Annotated in this window: 14 protein-coding genes, 1 tRNA gene, 1 CRISPR repeat array and 1 riboswitch (1 of these 17 cut by a window edge); of the genes, 11 read left to right on the plus strand and 4 right to left on the minus strand. The window is 43.5% G+C overall.

Going from position 1 to position 17,528, the window contains the following annotated elements; genetic code table 11:
* Nucleotides 1-463: 463 nt before the first annotated feature.
* The gene (locus V7K41_RS09775; RefSeq protein ID WP_334847595.1) at nt 464-5,119 is read right to left on the minus strand and encodes an ATP-binding protein; all 4,656 of its coding nucleotides are present in this window, start codon (nt 5,117-5,119) and stop codon (nt 464-466) included.
* Nucleotides 5,120-5,575: 456 nt separating this feature from the next.
* Nucleotides 5,576-5,648: transfer RNA gene (locus V7K41_RS09780), tRNA-His, on the minus strand.
* Between the two features lie 124 nt (nt 5,649-5,772).
* On the opposite strand from V7K41_RS09780, the gene V7K41_RS09785 reads away from it, so the two are divergent.
* The 5 genes from V7K41_RS09785 to V7K41_RS09805 all read left to right on the plus strand — a co-directional run bounded on the left by V7K41_RS09785 (nt 5,773) and on the right by V7K41_RS09805 (nt 9,222).
* Nucleotides 5,773-6,168 carry a DUF4359 domain-containing protein gene (locus tag V7K41_RS09785; protein ID WP_334847597.1) on the plus strand — a complete coding sequence of 132 codons (396 nt, stop codon included), beginning with the start codon at nt 5,773-5,775 and terminating at the stop codon, nt 6,166-6,168.
* A gap of 131 nt (nt 6,169-6,299) precedes the next feature.
* Nucleotides 6,300-7,046 carry a sirohydrochlorin chelatase gene (locus V7K41_RS09790; RefSeq protein ID WP_334847599.1) on the plus strand — a complete coding sequence of 249 codons (747 nt, stop codon included), beginning with the start codon at nt 6,300-6,302 and terminating at the stop codon, nt 7,044-7,046.
* Nucleotides 7,043-7,822: a uroporphyrinogen-III C-methyltransferase gene (cobA, locus tag V7K41_RS09795; RefSeq protein ID WP_334847600.1), complete on the plus strand. Its 780-nt coding sequence runs from the start codon at nt 7,043-7,045 to the stop codon at nt 7,820-7,822. Before V7K41_RS09790 ends, cobA begins: the two co-directional genes overlap by 4 nt.
* Nucleotides 7,823-7,871: 49 nt before the next feature.
* A riboswitch (cobalamin riboswitch) is annotated at nt 7,872-8,043 on the plus strand.
* Between the two features lie 22 nt (nt 8,044-8,065).
* Complete coding sequence (locus V7K41_RS09800) at nt 8,066-8,485, plus strand: DUF1636 domain-containing protein (protein ID WP_334847602.1); 420 nt, start codon at nt 8,066-8,068, stop codon at nt 8,483-8,485.
* A complete protein-coding gene (locus V7K41_RS09805; protein ID WP_334847604.1) occupies nt 8,482-9,222 on the plus strand; it encodes a cobalt-precorrin-6A reductase in 741 nt (246 codons plus the stop codon). The genes V7K41_RS09800 and V7K41_RS09805 overlap by 4 nt, the downstream gene beginning before the upstream one ends.
* 202 nt (nt 9,223-9,424) lie before the next feature.
* Here the strand turns inward: V7K41_RS09805 and V7K41_RS09810 are convergent, their stop codons facing one another.
* A complete protein-coding gene (locus V7K41_RS09810; RefSeq protein WP_334847606.1) occupies nt 9,425-9,559 on the minus strand; it encodes a hypothetical protein in 135 nt (44 codons plus the stop codon).
* On the opposite strand from V7K41_RS09810, the gene V7K41_RS09815 reads away from it, so the two are divergent.
* The 5 genes from V7K41_RS09815 to V7K41_RS09835 all read left to right on the plus strand — a co-directional run bounded on the left by V7K41_RS09815 (nt 9,549) and on the right by V7K41_RS09835 (nt 14,838).
* A complete protein-coding gene (locus tag V7K41_RS09815; protein WP_334847608.1) occupies nt 9,549-9,974 on the plus strand; it encodes a PEP-CTERM sorting domain-containing protein in 426 nt (141 codons plus the stop codon). The two genes, V7K41_RS09810 and V7K41_RS09815, sit on opposite strands and share 11 nt — an antisense overlap.
* A gap of 563 nt (nt 9,975-10,537) precedes the next feature.
* On the plus strand, nt 10,538-11,407 hold the full coding sequence (locus V7K41_RS09820) for an inositol monophosphatase family protein (RefSeq protein ID WP_334847609.1): 870 nt from the start codon (nt 10,538-10,540) through the stop codon (nt 11,405-11,407).
* 50 nt (nt 11,408-11,457) lie between these two features.
* Nucleotides 11,458-12,435: a 2-dehydropantoate 2-reductase gene (locus tag V7K41_RS09825; protein WP_334847611.1), complete on the plus strand. Its 978-nt coding sequence runs from the start codon at nt 11,458-11,460 to the stop codon at nt 12,433-12,435.
* A 185-nt stretch (nt 12,436-12,620) separates the two neighbouring features.
* A complete protein-coding gene (locus V7K41_RS09830) occupies nt 12,621-14,111 on the plus strand; it encodes an ABC transporter permease subunit (RefSeq protein ID WP_334847613.1) in 1,491 nt (496 codons plus the stop codon).
* The gene (locus tag V7K41_RS09835; protein ID WP_334847615.1) at nt 14,104-14,838 is read left to right on the plus strand and encodes an amino acid ABC transporter ATP-binding protein; all 735 of its coding nucleotides are present in this window, start codon (nt 14,104-14,106) and stop codon (nt 14,836-14,838) included. The genes V7K41_RS09830 and V7K41_RS09835 overlap by 8 nt, the downstream gene beginning before the upstream one ends.
* On the opposite strand, the gene V7K41_RS09840 is transcribed toward V7K41_RS09835, so the two are convergent.
* Entirely contained in the window at nt 14,835-15,323 is a 489-nt protein-coding gene (locus tag V7K41_RS09840; protein ID WP_334847617.1) for an NUDIX domain-containing protein, read from the minus strand. The genes V7K41_RS09835 and V7K41_RS09840 overlap by 4 nt on opposite strands.
* Nucleotides 15,324-15,431: 108 nt before the next feature.
* Here V7K41_RS09840 and V7K41_RS09845 point away from each other — a divergent pair, with 108 nt between their 5' ends.
* Nucleotides 15,432-16,016: an NADPH-dependent FMN reductase gene (locus V7K41_RS09845; protein ID WP_334847619.1), complete on the plus strand. Its 585-nt coding sequence runs from the start codon at nt 15,432-15,434 to the stop codon at nt 16,014-16,016.
* A gap of 426 nt (nt 16,017-16,442) precedes the next feature.
* Nucleotides 16,443-17,528: a CRISPR direct-repeat array (repeat unit 37 nt; unit sequence GTTTCAATCCCTAATAGGGATTTTGATGAATTGCAAT) (it continues 542 nt past the right edge of the window).

The raw sequence follows: 17,528 nt of genomic DNA on the forward strand, positions 1-17,528 counted from the left end.
TTGATAGATGTTAGTAAATAGCTGCATAATAATATTTATAAGACTTGAAAATCAATCATTTAGGATTGCTATAATTAGCATATTTATTTTATTCTTATATCAATTAAATTAATGATTGCAACACATCCTTCAATAAAGACGCGATGAATCGCCTCTCTACAAATGGTCTATTTGTCGCATTATTTTTTCAAATTGGTATTATTTATCAAATGTTATTCTGATTCTTTAACTATTCTGACTCCTGAATTATTACGAAGAATTTACAGCAGATTTCAAGGAAAGTGAGGTACACAACGATTCGTCTGTTACTCAGATAGAAAGCGTGTTTTATATCATGTCCGGTGAAAGACTTATCATTAAGACCGCAGGGGGCAGGGGGCAGGGGGCAGGGAGCAGGGGGAAAGAGGGTTTTCCGGTTTCTGCATAGATTACGGTAATTATAACTAATTAACCGGACATGATATTACTCCTGAATTATGCTGTAAGTCCGCATTTCGACAACGATCGCCACCAAAACTTCTGGATCGATAGGTTTGGGGACGTGACATTGAAATCCGGCGGCGATCGCTTGCTGCCGATCGAGTTCTCCAGCATAAGCTGTTAAGGCAATAGCGGGAATTTGTCCCCCTTGCTCAAGCCCAAGAGTACGAATTTGTCGCATCAGCATATAGCCATCCATCTCTGGCATCCCAATGTCACTGACGATCGTGTTGGGAATGGATTGAGCGATCGCTTGCAGCGCATCAGTCCCAGATCCAACAGCCGTAACGATCGCGCCACGTTCCTCTAAAACAAAAGCGATGAACTCCCGCGAGTCTGTTTCATCATCAACGACTAAAATGTGAATGCCGCTCAAATCACTCTCTTTAATGGGTGATTGATTTAAGATTGGTGCTTCAGTTAACTGAGGCGCAAGCGGAATTTTAACCGTAAATGTCGCTCCTAGCCCAACACCTGGACTGTCTACTGTTACGGTTCCACCGTGCATTTCCACAATTTGGCGCACGATTGCTAATCCCAAGCCTAGTCCGCCAAATTTGCGGGTGGTTGCGCCATCTTCTTGTCGGAAATGCTCAAACACGTAGGGCAAAAATTCGGTACGAATCCCTTTTCCGGTGTCGGTGATTTGAATTTGGGCGTGATTTTCAACTTGAGATAGGGCAACTGTAACTTGTTTTCCTTGAGATGCAAACTTAACAGCATTAGACAGAAGATTCCACACAACCTGCTGCAATCGCCCTGCATCCCCGATTACCACTCCCATAATCGGTGAAATGGTCGTGTGAATTTGGATTGATTTAGTTTCTGCGGCTAGCCGAACCGTTTCTAACGCGGCTGAAATCACTGCATTAAGGTCAATGGGTTCGGCTGATAAGCTCATTTTGCCTTGCAGAATCCGGGAAATGTCGAGCAAGTCATCAATTAACTGCACCTGGATCTGGGCGTTGCGCTCGATCGTGGCGATCGCAAGATTCGTTTTTTCAGGATTAAGCTTTCCCCTCTGTAATAGTTTTGACCATCCCAGAATTGGATTTAGGGGAGTACGTAACTCATGGGAGAGAACCGCTAAAAACTCATCTTTAATGCGATTACTTTGATCTAACGCTTCGGCGCGTGCCTGTAACTCTGCAACCAGGCGCGATCGTTCTAAGGCAGCAGCAACTTGATTGGCAAGGGTTTGCATGAGATCGAGTTCGTCGCGCGTAAAGCGATCGCGTTGACGAGTTCCCAGTCCCAGAGTACCCAAGACGCGCTCGCCTACCATCAGTGGATGACAGACATAAGCTCTAATACCTATTGACTGAACTCGAACAGCAAGTGGATCGGTCGTTGAGAGCGCATTTTCAACGACCGCTGGCTGGCGATGTTGCACCACATAACCACCCACCCCTTGCCCTAACTCCAAAAATTTCCCGGATAAAGCAACGTCTTCTGAGATGCCCCCAAAGGTGTGTAGCTGAAGGCGTTGCTGGTCTTCTTGAAACAAGTAATTGAAGTAAACTTCGAGTCCCAAATGAGTCGAAACTTTTTCAAACAAACTGGCTAAAAATACTTTGGGATCTTCGGTAAGTAACAAATCGTTTGCGGTTTCTGAAAGCAGCTGGAGCCGTTTGTTGCTGGCTTGCACAGTCGCTTCTGCCTGCTTGCGATTGGTGATGTCGTTAAACAATATCGCAACTTTTCGGCTCTTTGGCTGCCCAATGGGAAACGCATACACGTCGAACCAACGGTGTAGGGCTTCGGCGCGATTCTCAAAGCGATGGGGTTCCCCCGTTAGCGCAATTTTGCCGTAAATTTCAAACCAATATTCTTCATGATTTGGAGACAACTCGCGCATCCTTTTGCCTTGTGCGTCGCTCAATCCCGTTTGTTTCTCGAACGCCGGATTGATTTCCAAAAAGCGATAATCGATCGGCTTACTGTTTGCATCAAATAGCACTTCCAGGACACAAAAGCCTTCGTCAATGGACTCAAACAGGGTTCGATAACGTTCCTCAGATTGACGCCAAGCGGATTCGGCTTGTTTGCGTTCAGTGATGTCTGCCAGTGCCCCAGGAAAAGCAATCGGTCTGCCATCAGCAGTATATTCGACTCGACCGCGTGCGGCAACCCATCGCTCCTCACCCGCCGCTGTATAAACGCGGTACTCACTGACGTATTCTTCGCCAGTTTCAATCGCCTGATTAATGGCTGCGATCGCTCGTGGGCGATCTTCAAAGTGCATCGCCTGTATAAACAGTTCGATTGGTAAGCCGCTCACCGCCTCCACAGGGTCAACGCCAAACAAGTGAGCAAAGGCGGCATTCACACTCACCAGATTCTCAGGAATCTTCCACCGCCATGTGTAAATGGCCCCTGCCGCTAAAGCTGCCTCCCATTGCACATGGGCTTCCCGGAGGTCAGCTTCGGCTTGTTTGCGATTGGTAATATCGATTGATATCCCGACCATACGCTCAGGATTTCCCGCCTCGTCGTAGAGCGGATGTCCCCGAACGATTACCCAGTGCGTACTGCCATCGTCCCAAACGGTGCGGTACTCCACATCGTAATCGGTACGGTTGGTAATCGAGTCTTGAATTGCCGCCTGCACCCAAGTCCGATCCTCTGGATGAATCCGCTCGATCAGAACTTGGTGCGAGAAATCAGCGTCAATGGGTAGACCATAGTTGACTTTGCACTGGTCAGAAGTAGACAGAACGTTTGTTTTGAGATCGAATTGCCAGGAGCCGAGTTTGCTGGTCTTAAGGGCGAGTTGAAGCTGCTGTTCGCTGGCTTGCAGTGCTTGAGACGCTTGTTTGCGGATGTCTGCAAGTTTTAAGGTTGACTCAACACGAGCCAGTAGTTCACGAGCCGAAAACGGTTTGATTAAATAATCATCGGCTCCAGCTGCCAGCCCTTCTAGACAAGCCTCTTCGCCCGCCTGCGCTGACAGCAAGATCGCGGGCAATTCTCTAGTTTGGGGGTTAGCCCGCAATTGATGCAGCAACTCAAACCCATCCAGCCCTGGCATCATCACATCACTGAGAATCAAATCCGGTCGCTGTGCCTGGATCGCAGCCAGAGCTGCCATCCCATCGGCGACTGCCTCAACCTCATACCGTTGACTCAACAATCGCTGCACATAATCGCGCATATCGGCGTTGTCATCTACCAGCAAAATTCGGGCAGAGGAGCAAAGGAGCAAAGGGGCAGAAGGGGCAGAGGAAGAATCTATATATGTGTAGTCTTCTCGAACAATTTCTTCTCCCCCTGCTTCTCTTCTCCCCCTGCTTCCCCTGCTCTCTTCTGGTAGCCAGCGCGAGGCTTCTTCAAGGTATAGGGTGGCGCTGAGTGTGTTTGATGCCACAGTAACAAAGGCACTCAACTGTTCTTGGGGTAAATGCGCGCACCCGCTCGGAATGGAAACCGTAAATCTGCTGCCCTGTCCTAAGACGCTGGTAACGTTAATAGTACCGCCATGCAGCTTCACCAGTTCTTGCACGAGGGATAAGCCAATCCCAGAGCCTTCAAAACTTCGTCCCTGTGTCCCTTTGACTTGATGAAACCGTTCAAACAGGTGCGAAATTTCCGCTTCCTCAATGCCAATTCCAGTATCTTCAACAATTAAATTTACAGCATTGTGATTTTGCTGCAATCGAACGGTGATGGTTCCCGTTAAAGTAAACTTAAAGGCATTCGATAATAAATTAAATACAATTTTCTCCCACATTTGGCGATCGATATAGATCGCTTCGGGCAAAATGGGGCAGTCAATCACTAACTGTAGTTCAGCGCGTTCAATCAGCGATCGAAACACACTAGCAAGCTCTTTTGTCAATGCTGCTAAGTCGATTGGTTGATAGGATGCTTGCATTCGCCCTGCTTCCAGTCGCGAAAAATCAAGCAGTGCGTTGACTAATTTTAGCAACCGGAGTCCGTTTCGCTGCACGAGTTCAAGGCGATCGCGCTGTTGGGGCGCTAATGGAGCTTGAGTGTCGAGTAACAAGTCTTCAATCGGACTCAACATCAGCGTTAAAGGCGTGCGAAACTCATGCGATATATTGCTGAAAAAGACGGTCTTAGCGCGATCGAGTTCTGACAATGCCTCATTCGCCGCTTGCAGCTGTTCGTTGACCTGCTTTAACTCCTGCGCTCTAGCATAAATTTCCATCTCCATCTGCGCGGTGCGAGACTGGAGCGATTGATTGATCTGACGCTGTTCATTTCGCTGCTGCTGTACCCGCACAAACTCTGTGACATCTTCGGCTCGGTGAATAATATGAGTCATCTCACCCTTTTCATCAAAGACTGGCGAGTTGGTTGGTGTCCAGTACCGCTCCTCAAAACCACCGCCTTCTGATTCGGGGCGGCGAATGTCATACTTTTGCACTGCCATCGTGTCAGGTTTTTGATGCTTCAGTACGCTTTCTAAAGAGGCACGCAAATTCCGAACTCCAGTAGCATTTGGATCGTCAGGATTGTCTGGAAAAACCTCGAACAAATGGCGACCAACGACATCTTCTCGTTTTGTCTTTGTTGCCCGGAAGTAAGCATCACTTCCCCCAACAATCACTAAGTCGAGTGAGTAGACGATATACAATCCTGGTATTGATTCAAACAAGGTTTGAAAATTCAGCATCCCTTCCTCTGATCGGTATTAACTTTTTAGCTTAAAAAGCTATTAAAACAAACAGCAGTCCAATTAAAGGGTGCTGCAAAGCATAAATTTATAGCTTCAACAGTCCAGAGCTTGGGTCTGAGAGAACAGAGGCTTGCAGAAGCAGAATTACGATGGAATCGAGGCACTCTATATAATAAAGGAATAAGATAATTAAAAGTGGTATTACTTGCCTCGATCGCATCAGCCCAAAAGGATATAAGGCATTGCATACCTAATTTTAATTTAGCAAGTAAATTTGCTTATATACATACACTTATTTAATAAGATAACCTAATGAATTATCGTAGGCTTGCAATCCTTGCAAGTCTATAAAGCTATGAGATGACAGATTGTTGGTAAAGTGATGCTTATGATTGTTCACACCATACAACACACCTTCAATAGGAATATAGCTATGAATATGAAATTATCTAGGGCGAACGATGGGAATTGAACCCACGAATGGTGGTACCACAAACCACTGCCTTAACCACTTGGCTACGCTCGCCATTCAACAATTTGAATTATAGCAATAATTTGGTAAGCGATCAAGAGTTTTTGTTTAAGGAACGGACTTAGTTGATTTAGAGTCTCTGGAATCTGACGATTACAATGAATTTTACTTGGCAAATATGAAACCATTGACCATCATCGCGTATACTGGAGCAGCAGTAGGACTTGCCGCCTTGGGTGTGACAATGGCGAAAACCAATCCCAGTCAGGTTGAATATGAAGAATATGCAGTTCAACGGCTGACAAAATACTTAAAAACCGATGTATGTAAAAAAACTACGAATGTTATTGAAAATTTAATCCGTTTTAATTGTGATAAATTGGTTGACTCGGCTAGCCCACAAATTCAAGAAGTTATTGCCAGGACTACAGAAAGGCAAGATTACGTTATTTTTAGTGTTTACCGTACAGATTTAAAAATAAATTCTTGGATACCTTCGTACAAATTTGAAACGGTAGGGGCTTTCGATCAATTTTATACTTACACTGCCGAAAAACAATCAGGTAAAAAGTAGGGGGAGAAGATAAAAGTGATTAAGAATACTTCTATTTAGTAATTAATAATAGTTTTAATAATTACCAGAGTACTTATTATCTCCAGCTTAATCTTAAATAAGAATAGTAACTAAGAATTCAAGCTTTACCAATGTCATCTGCCTATCTGCTATTATCTCACGGAAGTCGCGACCCGCGCCCAGAAATTGCTATGCAGCAACTAGCTAGGCTGATATGTCACAAATTGCCAAAAAACCACAACTCAGTAAATAGCGAACATTTGGTTGGCATTGCTGCTTTGGAAATGAATCCTCAGCCTTTACACGAGCAGATTCAACAATTTGCTAAGAGCGCTTTTGGCGATTGCCCAGTGTCTCAAAATGAAAATAGCCTCAAAATTGTACCGCTATTTCTACTGCCGGGAGTCCATGTGATGACAGATATTCCCGCCGAAGTAGCACTAGCACAACAGGCTAGCGGTCAAGATGTGATAATTGAGTTGCAACCATATTTAGGCTCTCACCCCAATTTAGAGAAATTGCTGGCAAAGCAAATAGCTACTATAAAAGCAGAAGCATGGATTCTTTTAGCTCATGGTAGCCGTCGCCCAGGTTCTCAAGAAACTGTGGAAGCAATGGCGGCGAGTTTGGGAGCCGTGACTGCTTATTGGGCTGGGCCTCCTAGTTTAGAATCACGGATGAAAGAGTTGGTAGGTGCTGGTTATCGGGAAATTGCAATCTTGCCATATTTTTTATTCGCTGGTGGAATAACCGATGCGATCGCCACCTCAATAGAGGAGCTAAAATTACAATTTTCTGCGGTGAATTTCCAATTGGCAGAGCCATTGGGAGCAAGTGCAGAATTAGCCGAGCTAATTTGGGATTTAACACAGAGATGAACCGCACAATCACACAGAGGAACAAGTCTTTGGGAAAGGTTTATTTAGTCGGTGCAGGGCCAGGAGATCCAGGACTAATTACCCTGAAGGCGAAAGGTTTGTTGGAATGTGCAGATGTAGTCATCTATGATGCCTTGGTGAGTCCGGCAATTTTGGCAATGATTAATCCCCAAGCCGAGCAAATTAATGCTGGTAAGCGGAGGGGAAAACATTCGCTGTTCCAGTCAGAAACAACTCAATTGCTGATTGATAAAGCGCAGGATCGTGCAATTGTAGTGCGGCTAAAGGGTGGCGATCCGTTTATCTTTGGTCGCGGTGGCGAAGAGATGGAAGAATTAGTCAACGCTGGAATATCAACGGAAGTAGTGCCCGGTATCACATCGGGAATTGCAGCAGCAGCATACTCAGGTATTCCTTTGACGCATCGGCTCTATAGTTCGTCAGTTACATTTGTAACTGGTCATGAGGCGGCGGGTAAGTATAGACCGCAAGTGAATTGGAGTGCGATCGCTCACGGTTCCGAAACCATTGTAATTTATATGGGAATTCACAATCTGCCTTATATTGTCGAAGAATTAATTGCAGCTGGGTTGAATTTAGAAACGCCTATTGCTTTGGTGCGCTGGGGTACGCGCCCAGAACAAGAAGAATTGATTGGTACTCTAAAGACAATTGTCAAACAGGTAGAGGAAATTGGATTTGGTGCGCCTGCGATCGCAGTTATTGGACAAGTAGTAAATATGCACAGTATTTTATCTGGCTGTCGCCCAGTTTGATGGTTAGCGCAAAGCTTATTGTTTCGTATTCTCCGATAACCCTAGTGTATGATCGATAAGGTTATTCGGTTCTGGTGGGAGTCAGCTACCAGAGGTAACGGGGAAAGTTCGGTGCAAATCCGGCGCTGTCCCGCAACTGTGAACCAATTTGAGATTTAGTTCCTTAATCTCAAATCTCAAATTGAGTGAGTCAGGATGCCCGCCGAAATAGATTTATTAGTTTCACATATCTGCGAGGTACAGATGACTACTACTGTAAATATTTCCTCAACCAGTCCCTTGGAAGTTGCTGAACATACTTTATTTGTTTGCAAAACCTGTGCCAGTGTTTGGCAAAATGGAAAACGCTTAGGTGAAAGTGGTGGTGAAAAACTTCTACACGAACTTCAGCAGCTTGCACAAAATTGGGACTTACGAGATCGATTCCCGATTCAGGAAGTTGAATGTATGAGTGCTTGTAATCGTTCTTGTGTAGTCGCCTTTGCTGCCAAAGGTAAATTAACATATTTATTTGGTGATTTAGGCGTTGATGGTAGTGCCTCTGCGGTACTGCAATGTGCTAGTCAATATTATGCCAAAGCAGATGGTTTACTGCCTTGGTCAGAGCGTCCAGAAGCAATGAAGAAGGGCATTTTAGCAAAAATTCCACCTTTATCTAAATGATCCGCGTTTTGATTCTGGGTGGGACGGGTGATGCAGCAGAACTAGCTGCCAAAGTTGCGACTATCCAAGGGTTAGAAGTAATCACCTCTCTAGCTGGCCGCACCCGTGAACCATCAGTACCGCTGGGCGATTTACGGGTTGGAGGCTTCGGTGGCGTGGCTGGATTGGCTAGCTATCTGCGAGTCATGCAAATCGACTTATTAATTGATGCAACCCATCCTTTCGCTACTCAGATTTCCTTCAATGCGGCCGATGCGGCAATGGAAGTTAGAGTACCCCGTCTGATGTTAATTCGTCCGCCTTGGGAAAAAGTAAGTGGCGATCGCTGGATTGAAGTTGATAGTGTTGAAGCCGCAGCAATAGCCCTACAAAACCAGGCACAGCGAGTGTTTTTGACAGTTGGTAGACAAGAGCTGGCCGCTTTTGCTCACTTGGAGAAAATTTGGTTTTTGATGCGGATGATTGACCCTCCAAGCGATGATGCTTTAGTACCGCCGGGGATGGTATTGTGCGATCGCGGGCCATTTACCCTCAAGAATGAAAGACAAATTCTGATTGAGAATAACATTGATACCATCGTCAGCAAAAATAGCGGTGGCGATGCCACAAAACCCAAGATTATTGCAGCGCGAGAGCTGGGCGTAAAGGTTGTGATGGTCAATCGCCCAGCCATACCGCCAGGGGAGCAGGTTAGTAATGTTGATGCTGCTTTGGCGTGGTTATTAAATCGCTGCTAAGTAAATATAGCAGTCCTAAATCATTTGTGAAATATTTTTGGAGTTGGCTGTCATTAGTCATTAGTCATTAGTCATTAGTCATTAGTCATTTGTCCTTTGTAATCACAAATGACTCTTGACAAATGACCAAGGACGACTATCAAAAAATTTTTCACAATCTCATTTAGGATTGCTATAGGCAAGATTGATAATACTATCTTTCCTAATTTTCGTATAATACACGGGAGTCTTCTACAAGAGCCGCGATCGCAGTAACGACTTCCATGACAAATCTAGCTTTATCTGCCATAGCCCTCGTCACCATATCTGGATTAGTTTTTGGGACAATGCCAGCCACTTCTGCTTTAAGTTGGAGTTGGAATTATTCTGGTACTAGCGTAGCGGCAAACGGTACTTTTACGACGAATGACACCCCTAGCGATTTGGGTTTTTACTTGATTACTGGAATTACTGGTACACGAAATGGTGAAATAATTACTGGTCTGCAACCCGCCGGGACTCCAATGCCAGGAAACGAACCTTTTGATATTGATAATTTAATTAGCCTTAATACTCAGCAGTTAACGAGTAAGGGTTTTGCGTATTCCACTTCGGGAGGAAATTATTCTAGTCCATTTTTCGCTAGTTTTTTGCCGACACCAGGTTATTTAGAGGTTTTTTCTGCGCCAACTAGACCAGGTTTTGAAAAGTTAGGATTAGAAGATAGGGAATTACCCATTAATTTTTCTGCGACCCTAATTACCGTCCCTTAACTCACTTCTATTTTTAGCTTACTCATCATCGGCACTCTGGGCACACCGTACTCAAACGTCACAAGCTATCCAAATTCACTCACAAGAAGCTCGAAAAAGTTTCCTAAAACCATTTGTAGGGTAACTTTAACTAAATACAGTTTTGCGTAAAAGCGTAGCGTTTTTAATGCAGGGGAACGCATTAACAATGCAAGCCGAGACATTAACAATGCAAGCCGACGCATTCACAATGCAAGCCGCCGCATTCACAATGCAAGCCGACGCATTCACAATGCAAGCCGCCGCATTCACAATGCAAGCCGACGCATTGGCATTGTAGGATATTGCCTTTCTTTAATTCGTTATGAATTAATGAAATGCTGTACTAAGTGTTGACGTTCGGTCTTAAACCCTTAAATTTACGACAAAACTTGCGATTTCTCTATAGGCTCTTGGAGATATACAGATTAAAGTAATATAGCAACGGTGATATCATTGCATCCAAATGATACCGTAATTTTGTCTATATATAAAATTCTATCGCCCTGCCAACGGGAAATTATTTCTAAAAGGAGTTTGCTGTAATGTCCACAAAACCAACTACTCGATTAATTTTAGAGACTTTACTCCCCCATCTCAAAGTAGCAGCAGCCTATGCCCATTTTCTACAACCAAAAATTGCTGCACTTCCTGCCAAAGAACAAGCAAACAACTTTTTTAGTGCTGCACTTACTGATGCAGATTTGGCTATTCAAAATCTGGTAGAAGTAGTATTACTAGGAACTTTCCCAGATATTCGCTTTTATGGTGAAGAATATGAAAGTTCTAACAACACCAAATATTTTCGTGCTACCGACCTCGGTTCGCAAGGTGATTACTTAGTCACACTTGACCCGATTGATGGCACGAAGTTTTATATGGATGGACATTCTAATTACCAAATTATTCTCAGTATTCTAAATTCGGATGACTTTGAAGCAGTAATTGCCATTTCTCCTGCCCAAAACATTTATTTTTATGCCCTCCGAGGTGAAGGTGCTTTTAAAGGAACGCTGGAGATGAACTTAGCAGCCTGTGCTCCGTTACATATAACATCTCCTAAACCTGCTATTTTGTTGGGATGGGGTATGAATTCCATCGCACATTTACTAAAAGATCGATATAAAGTAATCGATATATCAAATGATTACTCTAGTGATATTCAAGTTCCCAATCTCAATGGTATTCTCAATGGCGACTTGAGTGGAGCAGTCATCAAATCGGGCAAATTTATTGATAGTGCTGCACTTGCTTTTATTGCAAAAGAGGCTGGCTGGATTGTAACTACTCTGGACGGTTCGACTTTACCGCCACTGCATACTTGTCAAAACTATAGTCTGCCTGGATTGCTTGTAGCTGCCTCAAAATCTGTTCATCAAGACCTATTGTCAGCGATGCAAAGCGTAGCTGTTTAAAGTAAAAGCAACTGGATACCGTCTTCTACGACTCATATTCTTTTGACAACATGAAAATCTGTATTGTTGGCGCGGGTGCGATTGGTGGATATTTAGGGGCAAAATTAGCACTAGCAGGTGAAGAGGTGACACTAATCGCGCGCGGTTCTCATTTGGAGGCAATTCAAAAAAATGGGCTGAAGTTACTTATGGCAGACGGTTCCAGCCAAATTGTTACTCCGATGGCAACTAGTGATATTCAGTCAGCAGGGACACAAGATGTAGTAATTTTAACTGTGAAGGCTCACAGTGTATCTGCGATCGCACCTTTTCTCCCAGCACTCTACGATGCTCACACAATGGTGGTGACAGCCCAAAATGGCGTTCCTTGGTGGTACTTTCGCAAATATGGCGGTGAGTATGAAGGTACGCGGATTCAATCTGTCGATCCAGATGGGATTATTGAAGCTAGTATCGGTGCTGAACGTGCTATCGGTTGTGTAGTTTACCCGGCAACTGAGATAATTGAACCAGGGGTAATTAAACATATTGAAGGCGATCGCTTTACTCTCGGTGAAATCGACGGCACTAAAACCGAACGCATTCAATTATTAGCACAGACTTTAAAACAGGCAGGATTCAAAGCACCAATCCGCAATCAAATTCGCACGGAAATTTGGATCAAGTTGTGGGGAAATGTGGCATTTAATCCCATCAGTGCTTTAACTGGTGCGACTCTAGAGGATATTTGCCGCTATCCCCTCACCCGCGAACTAGCGCGGCAAATGATGACAGAAACTCAAGCGATCGCGGAAAAGTTAGGTATAAAATTTGGCATCACTTTGGAACAGCGAATTAATGGGGCTGAAAATGTTGGCGCTCACAAAACCTCAATGCTACAAGATATTGAAGCCGGACGCACAACGGAAATAGATGCTATTGTTGGCGCGGTGGCAGAATTGGGAAAACTGACTCAAATTCCCACACCTTATATTGATGCGATTTATGCCAGCGTTAAGCTGCTGGAGGCGACTAAAGTAAGAATTTGACAGTCCCAAAGTTTTTATGGTGGATAAAAATTTTGATTAAAAAATTCCTCTTTAACCTCTTTCCTCTGTGTACTCTGCGTCTCTGTGGTTAAAAAAAGAATTTATTAACCGCAGAGACACAGAGAACGCAGAGAGAAAATATTAAGAGTCACCTTGAAGGTGCTAGTCCTATACTTATCAAGTTTATGAAGAAAAAGAAAGTATGGCTATTAACGATACTGGTTCTAACAGTAGTAGGAATCAGCATCATCACAGAATATAGTAATTCTCTAAAAGCTGCTTCACCTTTAGGGAAAGACACACTGACGATGATTACTTCCCCAGATTATCCTCCTTATGAGTTTTATGATACGAAAGGAGGCGATCGCCAAATCGTTGGCTTTGATATAGATATTGCCAAGACCCTTGCTGAAAAACTAGGGTTTAAACTTCAGATAATGGAATCCGATTTTAATGGATTAATCCCTGCACTCCAAGCAAATCGCGCTGATTTTGTCATGGCTGGGATGACTCCGACTCCAGAACGTCAAAAAAATATTGATTTTTCAATTATTTATTACGAAGCTAAAGATACGATTGTCGCTCCTAAAGGTAGCAACTTGAAGCAGCCCCAAAACTTATCAGGAAAAAAAGTTGGGGTACAACTAGGAACCATACAAGAACAAAATGCCCAGAAAATTGCTAAAAAAGTTGCGGGTATTCAGCTAAAGCAACTCAACAAAGTGCCGGAAGTAGTTCAAGAAATCAAATCTGGGCGAATTGATGCCGCAATTGTTGAGGATACTGTCGCTAAAGGATTTGCCCAAGCTAACCCAGATTTAGAATTTAATATTATTCCTTCAGAGGAAGCAAGTGGATCGGCGATCGCTTTTCCTAAAGGTTCTTCTTTTGTAGAACCGTTTAACAAAGTCCTTCAACAAATGAAGGACAATGGCACATTGAATAAACTTGTCGCCAAGTGGTTTTCACAGAATATTACCGCCAATTCTGCATCCTCAACTCCTGCCAAAGGCGGATTGAATCTTGACTTTACTAGAATTCTTCCCGACATTCCCTTTATTCTTCGGGGAATCCCTTTAACTTTGTTATTCACGCTATTATCTGTAACCTTGGGGTTAATCTGGGGAACAATCCTGTCTCTATTAAAAATTATCGGCATCAAGCCGCTTACCTGGGTTGCTAACGCCTACACTTCTGTTTTTCGAGGCACACCTTTGCTATTACAGTTGGCGTTGGTTTACTACGCAACACCCCAGCTTACAGGCTATGACATTTCCGCATTGGAGGCTGGGGTACTAACTTTTACTCTAAATTCTGGCGCTTATATGTCGGAAACCATCAGGGGTGGGATTCAGGCGGTGGATAAAGGGCAAAGTGAAGCGGCGATGTCTATGGGTGTTCCCTATTGGTTGATGATGTGGGATGTGATTTTACCCCAAGCATTGAAGAACATTCTCCCAGCATTGGTAAATGAAACTATTGGATTGCTCAAAGATTCCGCGCTGGTGTCAACCATTGGGGTGGTGGAAATATTACGCAGCGCCCAAATCGTTGGTGCAAATAAGTATATTTATTTTGAACCACTGCTATTTGCAGGGTTAATCTACTATGTTTTGGTAATGGGTATGACCTTGGGTGCATCCGCTTTAGAAAGGAGGTTACGGGAAAGTGAATAATGTAGTAATTCGCACAGAATTCTTATGTAAATCTTTTGGTAAACTCGACGTACTCAAAGATATTTCCACTGAGTTTTATCAAGGGGAAGTGGTTGCTATACTAGGCCCATCTGGTTCAGGTAAGTCTACTTTTTTACGATGCATAAACTTACTAGAACAATCCACCAGAGGAAGAATCTACTTTCACGAGCAAGAAATCACCAAGCCGAAAGCAAACATCGCTAAGGTGCGCCAGCATTTGGTGATGGTATTTCAACATTTTAATTTGTTTCCCCACATGAGTGTGCTCCAAAATGTCACCTATGCACCCATCAAGGTGAAAGGAATAAACAAGCAAAAAGCAGAAGAACATGGCTTAGAATTGCTGAAGAAGGTAGGTTTAGAGTCAAAAGTGTCTGTCTATCCATCCAAACTATCGGGGGGACAGAAACAGCGAGTAGCGATCGCCCGTGCATTAGCAATGGAACCAGAGATGATTTTGTTTGATGAACCCACCTCTGCCCTAGATCCAGAAATGGTTAAAGATGTGCTGGAAGTGATGAAAGCTTTAGCGCTATCTGGAATGACAATGGCGATCGTTACCCATGAAATGGGCTTTGCCAAAGAAGTTGCCAATCGGATTATGTTCCTCGACCAGGGAAGTTTAGCAGAAGATGCTACTCCTGGCGAGTTTTTCCAAAATCCTCAGTGCGATCGCGCCAAACAGTTCTTGGAAAAAATGCTTTAGAACAATTGAAATTCGCCGTTTTTCTTGTATTCTTGAAACTTTTCCAAAATAGGGCGATCGTTTGACGTTAACGTAGGTAAGTCCGCTAAATCAAAAAATTCCAGCGCCAGCGATTCTCCATCTAAGCAAGCGAGGCTGCCTGACCATTCAACGGCTCGCAAAATCAAATTGAAGGTTTGGACGCGATCGCCATTAGGATAAGTTACAGTTTCAAAGGCTGGGTTAGAAGAAAGCCCCACAGCTGCAAAACGCTTAACCGTTAAACCAGTTTCTTCAAAAACCTCTCGTGCTGAACATTCTTCGGCAGATTCACCTACTTCTGGATAGCCACCAGGTAGCCCCCAAAGTTTGAAATCACTTCGCTTTTGCAACAAAACACGCCCCAAATTATCCTCGATAATCACGTATACGCTAAATAATAGAAGTAGGCGATCGCCCACAACTTGTCGTAACTTGCCAAGATAAGAATCTGACCAATTTGCCATAATCTGAGAAAAAGTTTGTAAAGAAACTCTAAAGCTAACAAATAGCGATCGCCTGAAAACAGGATAATGCAGCTGAACAGGTTAATTCTTCTCATTCAACCTAGAATTATGGCATCTACACCCAAAATCCTCGCCTTTGCCGGCAGCACCCGGATTGATTCTTACAACAAAAAATTGGTAAAAATCGCGGCGGCTGGCGCTAAGGCAGCAGGCGCGGAAGTGACTTATCTAGACCTCCGCGATTTGCCTTTACCTCTGTATGATGAAGATTTGGAAGCTCAAGAAGGACTACCTGCCAACGCCCGCACGTTTAAGGACTTGATGATTTCTCATCAAGGATTGCTGATTGCTTCGCCGGAATATAACAGTTCACTCACAGCAGTTTTGAAGAACGCCATTGACTGGGCATCTCGTCCATCTCCAAATGAAGCACCTTTGGCTTTGGCTGCTTTTGCAGGGAAGGTTGCTAGTATTATGAGCGCTTCCCCAGGCGCTCTTGGTGGTTTACGGGGATTGGTTCACCTGCGATCTATCTTGGGAAACATCAAAGTTTTGGTACTTCCCGATCAAGTAGCAGTACCCAAAGCTTATGAAGCCTTTAATGCTGATGGCACGTTAAAAGATCCCAAACAGCAAAAATCTATTGAGCGGTTAGGCGATGGCTTAACAAAGATATTGCTCAAGCTTAACTAAATTAGACTTCTTACATGAATCAAAAGCCCTCATCCTAAATCCCTCTCCAAGCTTGGGAGAGGGATTTAGGGTGAGGACTCCCCTTCTCCCAAAATTGGGAGAAGCAGGGTGGTTTCATACGAAAAAAGAAAAATACATAAGTCTTGATTTCTCGTGAAAGTGGCATGGCTTTTTCCCTCACTTCCATTCCTCTCCCCCACGGGGGGAGAGGCTTTGAAACCCAGTTTTAATTTTTCTTTGCTTGTATGAAACCACCCTGCTCCCAAAATTGGGAGAAGGGGTTGGGGGATGAGGGCGAATTTTGCATTTGTGCAAGAGGTCTATTCTTCAGGTGTTCAGTAAACAACGAACACCTATAAGTAAACAAAGATGCCATAGAGCTTCGTCATGAACTTGCTGCTATAAACTTCTGAAGTTTTTGGACTTGTTTCAATCCCTAATAGGGATTTTGATGAATTGCAATGTGGAGAAACTTCAATCGGTTCGTAATTAACTCCAAGTTTCAATCCCTAATAGGGATTTTGATGAATTGCAATCTAACAAAATACAAAATATAGGACAAATAGGACAAATTTGTTTCAATCCCTAATAGGGATTTTGATGAATTGCAATCCTGTTGGTGGATTTGTTGCCGGCGCGGCTAGTTGGTTTCAATCCCTAATAGGGATTTTGATGAATTGCAATCTTAAAATGTTTACAGCATTCGGATGGATAAGTGGTTTCAATCCCTAATAGGGATTTTGATGAATTGCAATAACCGGAGAGAGAGGGGGAATTGGGGGGGTATAAGTTTCAATCCCTAATAGGGATTTTGATGAATTGCAATAATAACCAAGTTTCCAGATCATCCTCAGTATTCCAGTTTCAATCCCTAATAGGGATTTTGATGAATTGCAATATGAGATGGTTTCTCCACTGATAGATACAGTTTCGTTTCAATCCCTAATAGGGATTTTGATGAATTGCAATATTTAATTCTTGATTGAATTGCTTGAAACTCGTTTGTTTCAATCCCTAATAGGGATTTTGATGAATTGCAATGATGTCAATGACCAAGACCTTGAGGGCGCGATCGCGTTTCAATCCCTAATAGGGATTTTGATGAATTGCAATCGCTTTGTAGCAGTAAGTACCATCATCACACTGTGTTTCAATCCCTAATAGGGATTTTGATGAATTGCAATGCCTCCAATGGATTTACAATGGCAGATCGATCCGTTAGTTTCAATCCCTAATAGGGATTTTGATGAATTGCAATCTACTTGAATCAATCAGATATCAAGCAATTGATTAGTTTCAATCCCTAATAGGGATTTTGATGAATTGCAATTCCACGCTTGAGCGCTTGATGATTCGACTTTTGATAGTTTCAATCCCTAATAGGGATTTTGATGAATTGCAATTCTTTCAATGCTTTAGCGATCGTCAACTCGTTTTCGTTTCAATCCCTAATAGGGATTTTGATGAATTGCAATTTGATATCTGGGTTCTTCAAATTTGTGATGTAGTAAG

Origin of the sequence: Nostoc sp., from assembly GCF_036917415.1 — a bacterium.
GTDB lineage: Bacteria > Cyanobacteriota > Cyanobacteriia > Cyanobacteriales > Nostocaceae > Nostoc.